This is a genomic window from Bacillus cereus (assembly GCF_002567495.1).
Lineage (GTDB): Bacteria > Bacillota > Bacilli > Bacillales > Bacillaceae_G > Bacillus_A > Bacillus_A cereus_AQ.
The window spans coordinates 1-14,493 of the sequence record NZ_NVAP01000022.1 but is presented as its reverse complement, the minus strand read 5'-3'; the positions used below and the strand labels follow the sequence as shown (position 1 = coordinate 14,493).

The window sequence follows — 14,493 nt, the reverse complement described above, 5'->3', positions numbered from 1 at the left end:
TGTCCTTCTTAAATAAACATTCAGTTTTACAAAAAAAGTGTGATTTAAATCCACAGGAAGAATATTTCTCCTATACTTGCTTTATAATGCTCTTACTTGTTTCAACGGCCAGAAAACAGCTTGTCCTTTTCCGACAATCTCATCTTCTGAAATAAAACCAAACATACGACCGTCTTTAGAAACTTCACGATTATCCCCTAAAACAAATACTTGGCCTTCTGGCACTTTCGTTTTTCCTGTGATTTGTTCTAACGTAAAGTCTGGAGTTAATACACGGCCAGCTGCTTTTTCTTTAAACTCTTTTAAATATGGTTCTTCCATCGCTTTTCCATTTACATATAAAACATCGTTTTTATACTCAACTGTATCGCCTGGTAAACCAATTACTCGTTTTACTAAATCGTACCCTTCTTTACCGTGGAAGACGATAATATCAAAGCGCTCTAATCCACTTATACTATAACCAATCTTATTTACGAGCACTCGCTCGTTATTTTCTAAAGTAGGCATCATCGATTCACCTTGTACTAATGAAGGTGTAAATAAAACACCGCGAATAATAGCGATTAATACAAGAGTAAATCCTATCGTTTTAGCCCATGAGAATAATTCTTTCTTCGTATTTTCCTTCATCGTTTCTCCTCTTTCTTACGTGTTTATTGTATGATTTGAACTAATTCTTGTACTAAATTAAGATCAATGTCAGAAAAACATGATTTCCCTTCTCTTACTGCTGTGCCGACATGTGCTTGTGTAATTCCAGTTTCATCTAACAATCGCTTTATATTTTCTTTCGTCACGCCAGCTCCAACTACAAGCTGAATTTGGCCATCGCTCACCTTTTGCATTTCTGCAAGTACCGGAATATTATCTACTATATTCCCTTGCCCACCTGAAGTTAAAACGTGAGTCACTTTATGAAACTTCTTTAAAGTTCTCATCGCTTCTATTGGATTTTCTATATCATCTATCGCACGATGATATGTTATATTTATCCCATCTACAACAGATAGTAAATTTGCTAGCTTCTCTTCATCCACTTCATTTCGTTCATTTAATGCACCTAATACAACACCAGCTGCCCCTAACTTCTGTGCAACTATAATATCTTCTTTCATCATTTCAATTTCTTCTTCCGTATATGTAAAAGACTTCGCATGCGGACGAATCATAACATGAATTGGTATACTTACCGCTTCTACCGCTTTTTTTATAAAAGCATAACTCGGTGTTAAACCACCTTCTGTATAAGATGAAATTAATTCAATCCGCTTCCCGCCAGCGCTTTCAATTCGTTTTACATCTTCTAAACATGTTGCAATAACCTCTAGCATGAGATGACCTCTTTTCGTACTTTTTTCCTATTATACAGTAGGTGAAATAAGAAGCATAGCTTTCTCCTATAAAACTATAAAAAGAAGAATGAAAAGAAAGATTTTTTTCAATTGATAACATTTATTGGCAATCTTATATTTTTCATATTCTACAAAAATACTAGTTTTCCCCTATACATTTAGTTATTTTTCTTTGTTACTTCATTATAATAATGGCTAAATGCTTCTACTAATGCATCAACGGAAGCATATAATTCTTCTGGTGTATTATCTACGCCTCCCATTTCAATAAGTAATGCATTCGGGGAAAGGTCTTGATTATATACTCCATTGCCGCTTTTACGATCTTTAATAAAAATGCCTCGGCTTAAACCGTAATACTTCTCGTCTAAATATGAATTTATTGCTGTTACTATTTTTTTATTTTTTTCATAGTTAGGATTTTCTCGACCTAAAATAAAATAGAGTCGTGCATAATCCTTTCCATTAATCGTTTTCTTTGTAATATTTTTTCGTGCATCGTCCCTATGAAGATCAATGGGAAACATAATATTTTTATCTTGTGCCAATTTATCTTGTAATATTTGACGGGACCCTTTGTAAGATTGAGCCCAATTTAAATTTTTATTTCGCAGAAAATCCCTCATATTCGTCGTATCATGTGAAACACCTATTCCTTTTTCTTCTAACTTTTGTTTTAAATAGTTTCCAACAAACGTAATATTCACTTCATTATTTGTACTAGAGGCATCATCGGGTATAGTAGCACCTGGAATTAGAGGAATAAACGACTCCCAACTATGTGTATGATAAATAAAAACTTTATTTTCACCGTTATTTTGTGTATTTGAATTGTTTTCTTTTTCACTCTTTGGGTGTTTAACAGCAGTACCTTCATTCTTAATATTCTCTAAAGGAATACTAGATTCTTCAGGAATGTTCGTATAATCTGTTCCTTCCCCGGCAATTAATATTTCCGAATAAAATTGATTCATATTTGGAAGTTCACGAGTTAATAAGCTTCGGAGGTCATTTACATTAATATTTGTAGAAAGGGAAAGTAAAAAAGATTCCAATGACGCTCGTCCTTTTTCTTTATGAAATTCTTCTGCAAAATAACGATTTTCACTGCCTATCATATACATAAGGCCTTTAGTAGAATTCGTTCCTAATAATTGATTAATATAATAAGATTTAAATACGTTTGAATTACTAGAAATGAAGAATGAAGTGAGAATACATATAATCGTGAATAAAATACATATCATTACATACTTTATATTAAATACTTTCAGTTTCACTTTATTCATTTTATATCTCCCTTCATTTACTATATTCTTACGCTTAATTTTTAAGTAATATGATTAATAATTTAATAGAATCGCCTCAACTACTATTTTTTCAGTTAACCTCTTTCCGTAAAGCAAACGCGATTCATTTGCCGTGCGTAAATATCACCAAAGATTTTAAAAGAAATTAAATAACCTNNTCAGGTTATTTAATTTCTTTATTTTCCATGTCAATGCCTAATTGGTCTTTCAATAACTTCATACCTTTTCTTGTAAGATGGACAGCTCGGTTCTTATCCGTTTTCGTAATCCATCCCTGTTCAAAAAGCAGTTTTGCAATTGCAGACCCTAACCAACCAGAAATATGGTAGCGTCGTTCACTCCAATCAAGACAAGGTTTTGCAAATACCCTCCTTTTTATATCTGCCTTATCAATATTTATTCCCAAATTCAGAAACCATTTCTTACCTTGTTCCGTTACAATGTATTCTCCATCCTCTAAAATTATAAATTTCCTATCAAGTAATTTTTCAGTTATCTCTACACCAAGCTTACCTGCAAGATGATCATAGCAAGTTCGAGCATAACGAACTTTCTTTAGTTGATCCGATTGTTTTAAAGAACGAACTTGGACTGTTGGTGCGATTGTTCCTAACTTTTCAATAACTTCTGCCACCTCTTGATTAGCAAGTCGATAGTAACGATGTCTACCATGTTGTTCAACTGTAAGTAGATTCCCCTCTACTAATTTAGAAAGATGAGAACTAATTGTTGGATGTGACACTTTTGCCATATAAGCCAATTCGCTAGCAGGTAGTGCCTAATTATTCATTAGACAATCTAAGATGATTGCTCTTGTAGGTTCAGCAATTAGTTTAGCTATATATGAGATATTCGGATATACATTCATATTTCGATGATACCCTAACTGTTAAATTGATACAATTATTTTAAGTTTAATAGTAAAGGAGAATGTATTATGAATGCAATTGATCTTAGTATATTAAATTTGAAAGAAACGAGAAGGCGCTCAGAAAAATTATGGAATTCTCTTCCCGATAAATTTCTTAATTGGAGGCCTGATAATGAGGCTATGTGTTTTGGTGAGATGATTCGTCACGTATGGAGCTCAACATTTTACTATCATATGATTTTAAAAAACAATGGCTCAATAAACGACATTCACATCCCGTTTGATGACGAACCAATTACTTGTGTTAAAAAAGAGATTGAATTAGCACAATCATATTTTGCCGATTTCATAGAATATGTTCAATCAATAAGTATAGCCGAGCTAGATTCAAGACTTATTGATCGAAGCGATGTTGGTTATCAACGATATTTAGGCGATATGCTATTACGAATTGCCTATCATGATGCGGTCCATGCAGGTCAATTTTTACAATATTTACGAATGATAAACTTAGAAAGACCATTAATTTGGGATTAAATACGAAAAATGTTTATACAGCCTCCAAACTGGCATTACAATAAGAATTTTTCAACAAGAAACAATCACAAAACCATGATAATCATTTATATTAAAAACCTACATCTCAACCAAGTACTTCATACACATAAAAAGCACGGGTTTGATCACTAATCAAACCCGTGCTTTCAAAACAACTATATTATCCATAAACAATAAAATGTAAGCTTTAAAAACTACGACCGAAACGCCGCATCCGCCAACATAGACAATGTCGCATCATCCATCGGCGGATTGTGTAATCCTGCTCTGACGTTTAAATAGTAACGATGAAGCGGATTTTTTTCTGATAAACTTTTTGCCCCTACGATGCGCATTGCTTTATCTACAATGGCTATCGCCGCATTTGTTACTGCATATTTCACGGCTGCTAATTCTACTTGCAGTGATAATTTATCTTCTGCTTCATCGTACTTTTTCGCAATTTGATATAGAAAGACACGAGCTTGCATAAGCTCAAGTTCTAATTCTCCAACTAATCTTCTAACATTTGGCAATAAACTAATAGAATGATTTAAACTATTTGGCTTGTATGATCCCGCAAACTGAACTGCATAATTTCTTGCTGATTGTGCAATTCCTAAATAACATGCTGGTATATGTAGCAACCAGCCAATACCCTTTTGTTTCACTTTCCCGCCCAATACATTCGTAAAAAAGCGGTTTTCTATCTCTACATTTTGTAAGACAAGATCGTGGCTAGCAGTTCCTCGCATTGCAACGCTATCCCACGTTTCTTCGATTGATACGCCTAGCGTATTTCTTGGAATGACAAACTCGCCAACTTCTTCTCGGCCTTCTATACTTGCTGAAATAATAAAATAATCAAGTACTGGTGCCATCGTTGTAAAAGTTTTTCTTCCATTTATAATCCACTTCTCGCCTTTTTGAATCGCTACTGTTTCTGGTTTACCACCACGCGTCGGACTCCCTGTTTTTGGCTCTGTTGCTGCTCGATTAAAGAGCGCACCATTACGCACTTCTTCGCAAAACCATTTGAACATATCATCACTCCAAGAGCGATTTTCCGCTAGCTCTTTCACAATACCAACATGCCAGCCAATCGATAATGCAGTAGCTCCACAGCCTTCCGCGATTTTCTCTTGAAATAAAACGAAGTCATATAAAGAAATCGCATTACCACCAAATTCCTTCGGTAACGTTAATTTCGTATATCCGATATCTTTCAAATCATTTATATTTTCATACGGAAATGACCCTAATTCACTTAATTGATGCTCCCTTTCCATGAACTTCGGAATCAATTTATTTATTTTCTCAATAATTAAAGACTGTTCTTCTGTTTCAATAAATGAGAGTGCCATACTATAATCTCCTTTATGCTCGATTCATAAATCGTTCATTTTGTCATTATGATTATATGAAGCTACCTCTCTATTGTTTCACTATTCCGATAAAAATACAATGTTTTTGACTAATAAGAAAAGTTCCTATTTAAAGATAGGTTCTTTTCTTATTAGTCTCCCTTCAATGCCTTTAACGGCAAAGAGGTTACATATCCAATATACGAAAATAATTCTTTAAAGAAGAATGGTATTTCTGTATCTAACGTTTTATATGCTGATGTCGGCGTGGGTGAAGCATATGCTTCAATATTAATATGTTTTGCGATTCTCATTGCGCGTTTCATATGAAGTGGATCACTTACAATCGTGTATGTGTGTATTCCGTTCTCTATTCCAACTTGCTTCGCATTCTTTAAATTTTCTTCAGTGAAAAGGGATTTTGTTTCAATTAAAATATCTTCCTCTTTTACACCTTGTTTCATTGCATATACTCTTGCAGTACGCGCTTCCTCAAGTTCTGCCTCGAACTTTGTACCACCTGTAAAAATAATCTTTTTAATATTTCCGTTTTTATATAAAGAAATCGCATGATTAATTCTTTCTTTAAATACCGGAGATGGTTTTCCGTTCCATGAAGCTGCTCCTAGTACGATACCAGCATCCGTTTTCACGTCATCATTTGCTTTAAAACGATAACTCCAAATATCGTAAGCTGCATAACTTACATATAAAATAGCAGAACAAATCATTAGTAAAAATACTTGAAAGATTCGTCTTTTCTTACTCTTCTTATTTTCTTTCATTTGTAATTGCCTCCGTACATCATCCATACTTCTATAAAAAACATTTATATCAAATCGTTTTGTTTGAGTTTATTTAAAAGAAGGAACTTTACTTGTTATTTATGTATAAAAGGGTTTTCATTTAAAATTGAGGATTATCAATTCATTTTCATTTGCGGTTTTCATTACATTTTTTAAATTCATAAGTTTATTACCATACAACTACATTGTAACGAATTTTTTCTCAGAAGGGAACGATGAAACAAAAGGAATTAAAATAAAGTAGCATTTTGTAAGAAAAAAGGTATATTTTTCATGCTTCACGAACAATATACCTTTCAAAACACGAATTATAGCTTTTCTTTATACAACTCTAATTTTTCTAACAATTGTTCTTTTACGCCCGGCCATTCACTCGAGATAATACTGTACACCACTGCATCTCTCACATAACCACTCGGTAATTTTCTTTCATATCTAAGCACACCCTCTTTTACTGCACCTAACCTTTCAATTGCTCGCTGTGCTTTTTCATTTCTTACATCTGTCTTAATTTGCACCCTCAACATATGCAGTTTTTCAAAAGCATACTGGAGAAGCATATGCTTACACTCTGTATTTATACTCGTACGTTGCACACTTGGATGATACCACGTTTGCCCTAACTCAACTGTCTTATCTTCTACTGAAATATTATATAAACGTGTACTTCCTACAATCTTATTCGTCTGTTGATCTACGACTACGAAAGGTATTTGAGTACCCTTCCCATAACCCTGTATCGCTTTTTGCACATATTGCTGCATATCTTGAACACTATCCATTTTAGAGATTAAATACGCCCAAATATCCCGATTTCCTTCTACAATCGAAAACAAAGTTTCGACATCATCACTATCCATTAACCGTAACTTTACTCTTTCGTGAATCATTTCCATTTGTAAGCCCCCTTTGTTGTTACTATATCATATGAAACAAAAACTGATTATAAGGATAACAGAATGTATTTAAAAGAATCATTTTTTCAAATATACTCTTCCCTTATAAGGTGGGAAGGCTCATCGATAATCGTTACTATCGCACCTTTCAAAAAATAAAATTCGGATAATTCCCAATAAATACTATATAATGATAAACGGGAGGGGATAAAAATGCTAGATCAAATTACTTGGGGAACGCCAGGCAGCTTATTATGCCTAGGATTCTTTTTTGCAGGACTAGGAATCTTCTTAAGAAGCATTACGTCATATACGAAAAATAAATAAAAATACCCCGCTTTTAATCAAAAGAAGCCTTCCTTTTACAGAAGGTTTCTTTTGTTATAGATTTATCTTTTTAAAACTTTAAAGCAACAAATAAGCAATCGGTGTAATTATAAGTAACGTTAATATCGTTCTTTGTACATAGAGAATAATAAGTTCCGATACTTTTAACGGAATATCTGTCGATAAAATACAAGGAATGGAAGCGGAGAAAAACAATATAGATGATACCGAAACAACCGCAATGACAAACTTTGTCACAAGTGGTGCACTTACAACTAAAAGAGAAGGTAAAAACATTTCCGCAATGCCAACTGATGCTGCTTTAGCGGCTAAATCTGCTTCTGGTAATTGTAAAGCCCACGTAAATGGATAGAAAATATAGCTGATCCAATCAAATATTGGCGTGAATTTCGCTAAGACGATACCAATTAATCCTACTGACATAATAGATGGTAAAATTCCCATCGTCATAATAAAACCGTCTTTCAAATTCACTGCAATATTGTTCATAATGCTCGGTGCAGACTTTGATACTTCTAACGCATCCTCCCAAGCACGTTCTAGCATTTTTTCTTTATAAACAGGCTCTGGGAACCCTTCTTCTGTTACATATGTATCGGGTTTTCTACTAAGTGGTGGTATTCTTACGGTGATAGCAGTCACGATGAATGTTACAACAAGCGTAGTCCAAAAATAAACATTCCATAAATGCATAATATCTAATGTTTTTGCGATGATAATCATAAATGTAGCGGATACTGTAGAAAATCCTGTAGCGATAATTGCTGCTTCTTTTGTCGTATACTTTCCTTCTTTATACACACGATTCGTAATAAGAAGGGCAAGCGAATAACTTCCAACGAAGGAAGCAACTGCATCAATCGCCGATCTCCCTGGCGTATTCCATAATGGCCTCATAATCGGACGACAAAATGTACCGATAAATTCAAGCAATCCATATCCAACTAATAACGCTAAAAATGCCGAGCCAATTGGAACGAGCAAACTTACTGATATGACTAGTTTCTCATACAAAAACGGTCCTACATCTGGTGCAAAGAACCAAGCTGGCCCTATTTTCAAACAATATAATACACCAAAAACGACGCCAACTACTTTTAAAATAGAAAAACAAATGTCTACGATAGATGCATTCCATTTCTTCGTATAAAATGGATAAATTGCACCAATTGCCATAACAAATAATGCGTAATAAGGAACTACGCCTGGAGCGGAAGCCCTAATCCATGATACGATATGATCAATCATAATAGATGATGCACCGTTTATCGTAACAGGGACGAAAAACATAAACACCCCAACGAGACTAGCGAGTATAAACCGAAGAATAATCCCCTTCTCTCGCCCTGTCTTAATTACATTACTCTTTAATTCCATTTCATTCAAAATTCGACACCTCCTATTATCTAAATATTCTGTATAATTACATTATATTCCTTCTTTCCATTTCTACTATTTGATCATATGAAATAGCCTATGTTGAAATATACAATCAAAATAGGCTTTTTCTATTACTTTTCATAATCATCCACAATCACTTGAATGACACGATACGATTCGTCTGCTACTACCTTATTACTTACCTTATTCGTATCATATGTAATTAACGCTTTCCAAAGTGCCCAACCTCTTGCTCTATTCCACGTTTCTTCATCTATTTGCCATACTTCTTTAAATATTTTTCTACTACTTCTATCAAAAAACGTCCAAGCCATCGCTGCATCACAAGCAGGATCTCCTACTCCTAAAATACCAAAATCAATTACGGCACAAAGCTTTCCACCTTTAACGAGTAAATTACCCGGCGCTACATCTCCATGCACCCAAACTGGTTCACGATCCCATGTTGAGCTAAGTGCTAAATTCCAAAGATGCTTTAATAATGCATCATCAAAAATATCCTTATTATTTTCGATAGCAACTCTCGCCTCTTCATCATATACCGATATAAGTCCGCCCCTGTAAAAATTATGTGCTCCAGCTAAAGGGCCGTTACTCGCATCAATAGATTGCAATTCTACTAAAAACGATCCTAAGTCCGCCGCAAATTCACTTAAGTCACGAACATTTTCTTTCGTGACTGTATCCCCTTCTATCCACTTATTAATAGACCAAGGCCATGGATACGCTTCAGACGGGTTCCCTTTCGCAATTGGTATAGAAATTGGTAAAGAAAGTCCCTTACTTAATATAGGGAGCCAACTATTTTCTTTCTCTACTTGCGGTGCATATGCCGCATCACTCGGTAACCTTACACTCATCTCATCCCCTAAGTGAAACGTTCTATTATCATGTCCACTAAACTTTACAGGTTTCACTTCTAAATGGGCCCATTCGGGAAACTGTTCCTGTATTAACTTTTCAACTAAACTTACGTTAATTGAATGCATTCACATTCTCCTTTTCTTTTGAAACTTACTAAGCCCATCCGTACTTCCAACATATTCAAAACCATTTTTCTTATAAAAATCATTCAACGTACGATTATGCCCCACGCAATCTAACTTCAAATACTCTTTATCACATTGCACATTCTCTTCTACCCACCTCAAAATCCATTCTCCTATTTCATTTCCCTTGTACTTCCGTTTCACCGCAAATCTATGAATATATAATGAATTAGAAACTTCCTCTTTACCAAAAATATGTTCATCCCATTCATTTTGTTTAGGAGAAACTGTAACCGTACCAACTATTTCATCTTCTTTCAGAACAACATACGTATATTTCTCTCTTATACGTTCTAGTATTTCAGCCGTAGCTTCCTCTCCTAAAAGATACTGCCACTGATCCACTTCTTTATGTTGTAGCCATTGTGCTACTTCTTTTAATAGTGTTTTAATACTATCACTCTCATTTTCAGTAGCAATTCGAATTGTATATTCTTTACTTATAGTTCTCTCCATATTGCTGTTCCCCTTTCACATTACTACCATACTGACATACGAGTCCTTCCATCATTTTCATCTGTAATATATTCTACATACAATCCTTGATTCCGTGCGTTTTCATACATCATTTCAATCTCTTCTTGGTTTTTCACATAAATTTGTATGTAATCACCATCTGCTACTAATACGACTACTTCACACTTACTCTCCTTAAATTCTTCATATGTTTCAATTTCTCCTAGTACTTCCCCTTTTGGATATGCTTTTAAGTCTACAAATAAAAGATAATATATGTTGTCTTTTATTAGCTTTTTTAAAGCTGAACCTGCCATGATCTCGTTATCTTCTGAAAATAATTCTGGACCTAATTCATTCCCTACTATTATATAAGCTTCATCCCTTCCCATGGCTTGCCAATCAAATGCAGTAATATCAATTGGCTTTAAGACTTTCCAAAGTAAATTATCATATCCATCTAGAATATCTACTGTAATCCCTCTTTTCATCTGTCTGCTCCTAGCTTATTTATTTTTGTTCCATACATTATATATCAAATTTAATTACTATATTTTGTCGATACCTATGTACATCATAAAAAACCGCTCCACTACTAGCGAAACGGTTTCCTTCTACTTACATTTACATATCTTATTCAATCGTTGCACTGCGTTTTAAAATAACTTCTACTATATTCACCACATCAGTCATTCTTAATGCTCACTTCGACTTCACAAAATAATATAAAAACCATACCGCATGATTTTGTTCATCCGCAGCTATTCTCCGTAACAAATCTTTCAGATGTGCATCCGATGTCTCATCTGAAATTTCCAAATAAAAATCTACTGTCTTTTGTTCATCCTGTATAGCGAACTCTAATCCTTGTAAGTAGGTATTCGGGCAGTCTTCGGTAATCTGTGGTTTCGGCTGCCTGCCAGTTAAATTCGTATAAATTTGTACAAAGTGATGAAAATGTTTTATTTCATCATTACGAATTTCAAGAATTTGTTTTTGCTCTGCTTGATTTGGAGCCATATTCGCTAATTTTGCATAGCAGCTTATAGCGCTATACTCTCCATTTATAGCTTTTTCAATATCACTTATCAACTTATCATTCTGCCTATACCAATCATAATAATTCGAATTATACATCGTATCCCCTCCATACTTTCGCATAACATTTTATGCATTTTGAAATAGTAGGAGCATGTGTATATAACGGGACAGCTTTAGATTGAAAGTAAAGTTTGAGAAAATGGTCTATTTTGCAAAAGAATTGCTTATGCATAAAAATAACACTATTGTATACTGTTGCTATAAACTCTCGCGGGAGTGGGAAAATACATTCGCGAATCAACGAGAAGTTCAACATGATGCGGTGCGAAGCTATTATGAGTTCAGTGACATAACTAGGAGGTTCCACTATGCCATCTTTATTTAAAACTATGGAGTTCCAGCTACAAACCGAACGACTTGACCTGAGTATGTGGGAGGAATCTGATTCAGTTTGGATAAGAAAATTAATTGGCGAACGTGGTGTGGACATGCCAGCCCTTGATTCCGTTCGTAGCCGGCTTATTGAGATGCGCAAGAAAGCAGACGAAAATGGTATTTCCCTTCTCACTATTCGTAGGCGAGACGAAGGCGATTTTATTGGATACTGTGGCTTGATTATCGGTCGTTCCACACTTGAAGAGCCGGAGATTGCATACGAATTGTTCCGCAGCGCTCGTGGTAAAGGTTATGCGACTGAGGCAGCATCCGTTGTACTGGACGCTGCAATTGCTACTGGGCGCCACAGGCTTTGGTCGACTGTAGGCGCTTGGAATATTGCTTCCCTCCGGGTGCTAGAAAAGATTGGGTTTAAGAGGCATCACAGTACGTGGGATGACGAGCGCGGTGAGATTGTTTGGAACGTACGCGATCTTTAGAAATTCCGGCTTAATTACATACAACACTTTTTAACAATCAGGCTTTTTCATTGAAAAAAAGTCATCAAAATTTATTCCAAGGCGACAACAGCAAATACTCATTTTTCAGCTTATAGATTTCATCACCAAAAGCCGTTTCACTAATTTAGTGAAACGGCTTTTTTTAAGCGTTCAATTCTGTTTTATGCCCTTTTACTGCACTACGTTTGAATGCAGTTGCTAATATAATAACCGCACTTACTATACCAATCCAAACGAGTACAGTAACAGGTGTATTCCAGCTTAACCCTTTTCCGAAGAAGAAGATTTCTCTTAAGCCTTCGATCATAAATTTCATTGGTAACCATGGGTAAACCCAGTCTTGATAAAACGGAGACAACATCTCAGGTGCTAATGATAATAACGGCGCCCCGAAAAATAGTAAGAGTGCAAATACACCAATTCCTTTTATTCCAACTAATGAAAGTACCGCTGATATCATTAAGAAGAAGCTAAAAGAAGTAATGGATAAGAATAGAGCTGTATCCATGAAGTTCGAAATATTTAACCCTACCATCCCATCTGCGATCCATGTAAGACAAAATCCAATTACAAGTGTTGCAACTGCTCCAGCTACTATTTGTTTCAGTTTTGATACAAAGTTTTCTTTTCTTGTACCTACCGGCATTTTACTAATCGCAATAAAAATAATCGCTGCACTAGCTAAACTTGCAATCCATAACGGCTGGAACAATGATATTGGTGAGTTACCGTTCGCACTATTTTTTCCGACCTCATTCACATTTTTCACGTTCGTTACAATAGGTGTTACTAATTTTTCAGCTTGGTCTGTTGTTACAGTAGCTCCTTTTGCTTTCAATCCTTCTAATATTTGCGTACGGATATTATTGTTCATATTATCAACGATCGCCTGTAATATTTGCCCTGCCATAGTTGATGCAGCCGTATTCATTCCTTGATTAATATATATTTCTATCTCAGGTGAAGATGGCTGTGGCGTTCGTAATGATGCTTGTTTTGCGCTAAATTCTTTCGGAATGACTAACGCTGCATAATACTCTTTATTATTTAACCCCTTTTGAACTGCTTCCTTATTTTTCACTTCTACCCACTTTACCGCAGGTTCTTCCTCTGATTTCACTGTTTTTTTCATGTTATCAACGATCGTTTGCCCCATATTCATTTTCGGTTGATTTGGAATTTCTACACCTTGATCCTCATTTACAATTGCAATTGGCAAGTTTTTCGGCTGCGGTTGAACAGTTGGAAATAACGTTAGTGAAAAAATAAAAACAACAAGTAGAGCAATAACTGGTGATAACAATAAAAGTTTATTTTTAAACATTCTCTTTTCTCCTCCTTTAATTTTCGTTACAATAAATGAACAACGTGTTGTTTATTTATATTTTGAATTATATGTTTGAGCTAAGTCTTATTCAATAATCAAAAATCGTGAATGTGTCGGTTATAAGACACATCTTCTAAATGTGTTGAGTAAAATTAAGGAGGGACATGCTTTGCGCGATAGTAATTTAGATTTACGTGTTGTTCGTACGAAAACTGCCATACGAAATGCATTGGTGGAGCTAATTGAAGAAAAAGGTTTTGACGCCATTACAGTGAAAGATATTACAACGAAAGCAAACATTAATCGCGGTACTTTCTATGCGCACTATCAAGATAAATTTGATTTAATGACAAAATGCCAAGAAGACATTATGTACGAGTTTTCTAACATTGCTAAACAGAAATTCCCGGAAGTTATTGCTGACCTTGGAACAAATCCTTCTCCAACAATGCCATTTATACTTATCACTTCTATTCTTGAATTTCTAAATGAAAATAGCGATTTTATGAGAGCTGTACTAAGTCCGAAAGGAGATTTATCTTTCCAAACAAAACTGAAAGACTTTATGTGGAAAACATTATTTGAAGATACGAATGGTCCTCTCATTAATAAGGAGAATTTACTTGTTCCAAGCGAATACTTAACTTCTTATATGGCATCTGCACATATAGGTGTCATCCAGCAATGGTTAAATAATGGACAAAAAGAAACACCTGAGGAGATTGCTCGTATTTTATCAACTATTGCAGTTCATGGACCTTTTTATGCAGCTGGTTTAAAGAAATAAATCAGCTATATAGTAAAAGAACATCCACTATATAAAATGTACCCTATAG

The 14,493-nt window shown here is 34.8% G+C and carries 16 protein-coding genes; 3 read left to right on the top strand and 13 right to left on the bottom strand.

Annotation, left to right across the window (positions count from 1 at the left end; translation table 11 throughout):
- Positions 1-81: 81 nt before the first annotated feature.
- From lepB to COK05_RS09875, 4 genes are all read right to left on the bottom strand, one after another.
- Positions 82-633, bottom strand: coding sequence for a signal peptidase I (lepB, locus tag COK05_RS09890; protein WP_000662493.1), 552 nt, complete (start codon positions 631-633; stop codon positions 82-84).
- 23 nt (positions 634-656) lie between these two features.
- Positions 657-1,334 carry a copper homeostasis protein CutC gene (locus tag COK05_RS09885; protein ID WP_098612439.1) on the bottom strand — a complete coding sequence of 226 codons (678 nt, stop codon included), beginning with the start codon at positions 1,332-1,334 and terminating at the stop codon, positions 657-659.
- 179 nt (positions 1,335-1,513) lie between these two features.
- Complete coding sequence (spoIIP, locus tag COK05_RS09880) at positions 1,514-2,644, bottom strand: stage II sporulation protein P (protein ID WP_098225716.1); 1,131 nt, start codon at positions 2,642-2,644, stop codon at positions 1,514-1,516.
- 184 nt (positions 2,645-2,828) lie between these two features.
- Positions 2,829-3,416, bottom strand: coding sequence for an ArsR/SmtB family transcription factor (locus COK05_RS09875; protein WP_369680718.1), 588 nt, complete (start codon positions 3,414-3,416; stop codon positions 2,829-2,831).
- Positions 3,417-3,602: 186 nt separating this feature from the next.
- On the opposite strand from COK05_RS09875, the gene COK05_RS09870 reads away from it, so the two are divergent.
- Positions 3,603-4,073, top strand: coding sequence for a DinB family protein (locus tag COK05_RS09870; RefSeq protein ID WP_098612438.1), 471 nt, complete (start codon positions 3,603-3,605; stop codon positions 4,071-4,073).
- A gap of 215 nt (positions 4,074-4,288) precedes the next feature.
- On the opposite strand, the gene COK05_RS09865 is transcribed toward COK05_RS09870, so the two are convergent.
- The 8 genes from COK05_RS09865 to COK05_RS09830 all read right to left on the bottom strand — a co-directional run bounded on the left by COK05_RS09865 (position 4,289) and on the right by COK05_RS09830 (position 11,530).
- Positions 4,289-5,437, bottom strand: a complete 1,149-nt coding sequence (locus COK05_RS09865) for an acyl-CoA dehydrogenase family protein (protein ID WP_098612437.1) — start codon at positions 5,435-5,437, stop codon at positions 4,289-4,291.
- 152 nt (positions 5,438-5,589) lie between these two features.
- Positions 5,590-6,222 carry a YdcF family protein gene (locus tag COK05_RS09860; protein ID WP_063225232.1) on the bottom strand — a complete coding sequence of 211 codons (633 nt, stop codon included), beginning with the start codon at positions 6,220-6,222 and terminating at the stop codon, positions 5,590-5,592.
- 329 nt (positions 6,223-6,551) lie between these two features.
- Positions 6,552-7,139 carry a GNAT family N-acetyltransferase gene (locus COK05_RS09855; protein WP_098612436.1) on the bottom strand — a complete coding sequence of 196 codons (588 nt, stop codon included), beginning with the start codon at positions 7,137-7,139 and terminating at the stop codon, positions 6,552-6,554.
- 405 nt (positions 7,140-7,544) lie between these two features.
- The gene (locus tag COK05_RS09850) at positions 7,545-8,873 is read right to left on the bottom strand and encodes a YjiH family protein (protein WP_098612435.1); all 1,329 of its coding nucleotides are present in this window, start codon (positions 8,871-8,873) and stop codon (positions 7,545-7,547) included.
- A gap of 125 nt (positions 8,874-8,998) precedes the next feature.
- Complete coding sequence (locus COK05_RS09845; RefSeq protein ID WP_098612434.1) at positions 8,999-9,877, bottom strand: aminoglycoside phosphotransferase family protein; 879 nt, start codon at positions 9,875-9,877, stop codon at positions 8,999-9,001.
- Positions 9,878-10,393 carry a GNAT family N-acetyltransferase gene (locus COK05_RS09840; protein WP_098612433.1) on the bottom strand — a complete coding sequence of 172 codons (516 nt, stop codon included), beginning with the start codon at positions 10,391-10,393 and terminating at the stop codon, positions 9,878-9,880.
- Between the two features lie 23 nt (positions 10,394-10,416).
- Positions 10,417-10,884, bottom strand: coding sequence for a DUF2691 family protein (locus tag COK05_RS09835; protein ID WP_098612432.1), 468 nt, complete (start codon positions 10,882-10,884; stop codon positions 10,417-10,419).
- Positions 10,885-11,095: 211 nt separating this feature from the next.
- Positions 11,096-11,530 (bottom strand): ferritin-like domain-containing protein, encoded by a 435-nt coding sequence (locus COK05_RS09830; protein ID WP_098612431.1) that lies wholly within the window; start codon positions 11,528-11,530, stop codon positions 11,096-11,098.
- Positions 11,531-11,802: 272 nt separating this feature from the next.
- On the opposite strand from COK05_RS09830, the gene COK05_RS09825 reads away from it, so the two are divergent.
- Positions 11,803-12,309 (top strand): GNAT family N-acetyltransferase, encoded by a 507-nt coding sequence (locus COK05_RS09825; protein WP_098612430.1) that lies wholly within the window; start codon positions 11,803-11,805, stop codon positions 12,307-12,309.
- 163 nt (positions 12,310-12,472) lie between these two features.
- On the opposite strand, the gene COK05_RS09820 is transcribed toward COK05_RS09825, so the two are convergent.
- The gene (locus tag COK05_RS09820) at positions 12,473-13,654 is read right to left on the bottom strand and encodes a YhgE/Pip domain-containing protein (RefSeq protein WP_098612429.1); all 1,182 of its coding nucleotides are present in this window, start codon (positions 13,652-13,654) and stop codon (positions 12,473-12,475) included.
- Positions 13,655-13,826: 172 nt separating this feature from the next.
- Between COK05_RS09820 and COK05_RS09815 the strand changes: the two genes are divergently transcribed.
- Positions 13,827-14,444 carry a TetR/AcrR family transcriptional regulator gene (locus COK05_RS09815; protein WP_098612428.1) on the top strand — a complete coding sequence of 206 codons (618 nt, stop codon included), beginning with the start codon at positions 13,827-13,829 and terminating at the stop codon, positions 14,442-14,444.
- The last annotated feature ends 49 nt before the right edge of the window (positions 14,445-14,493 follow it).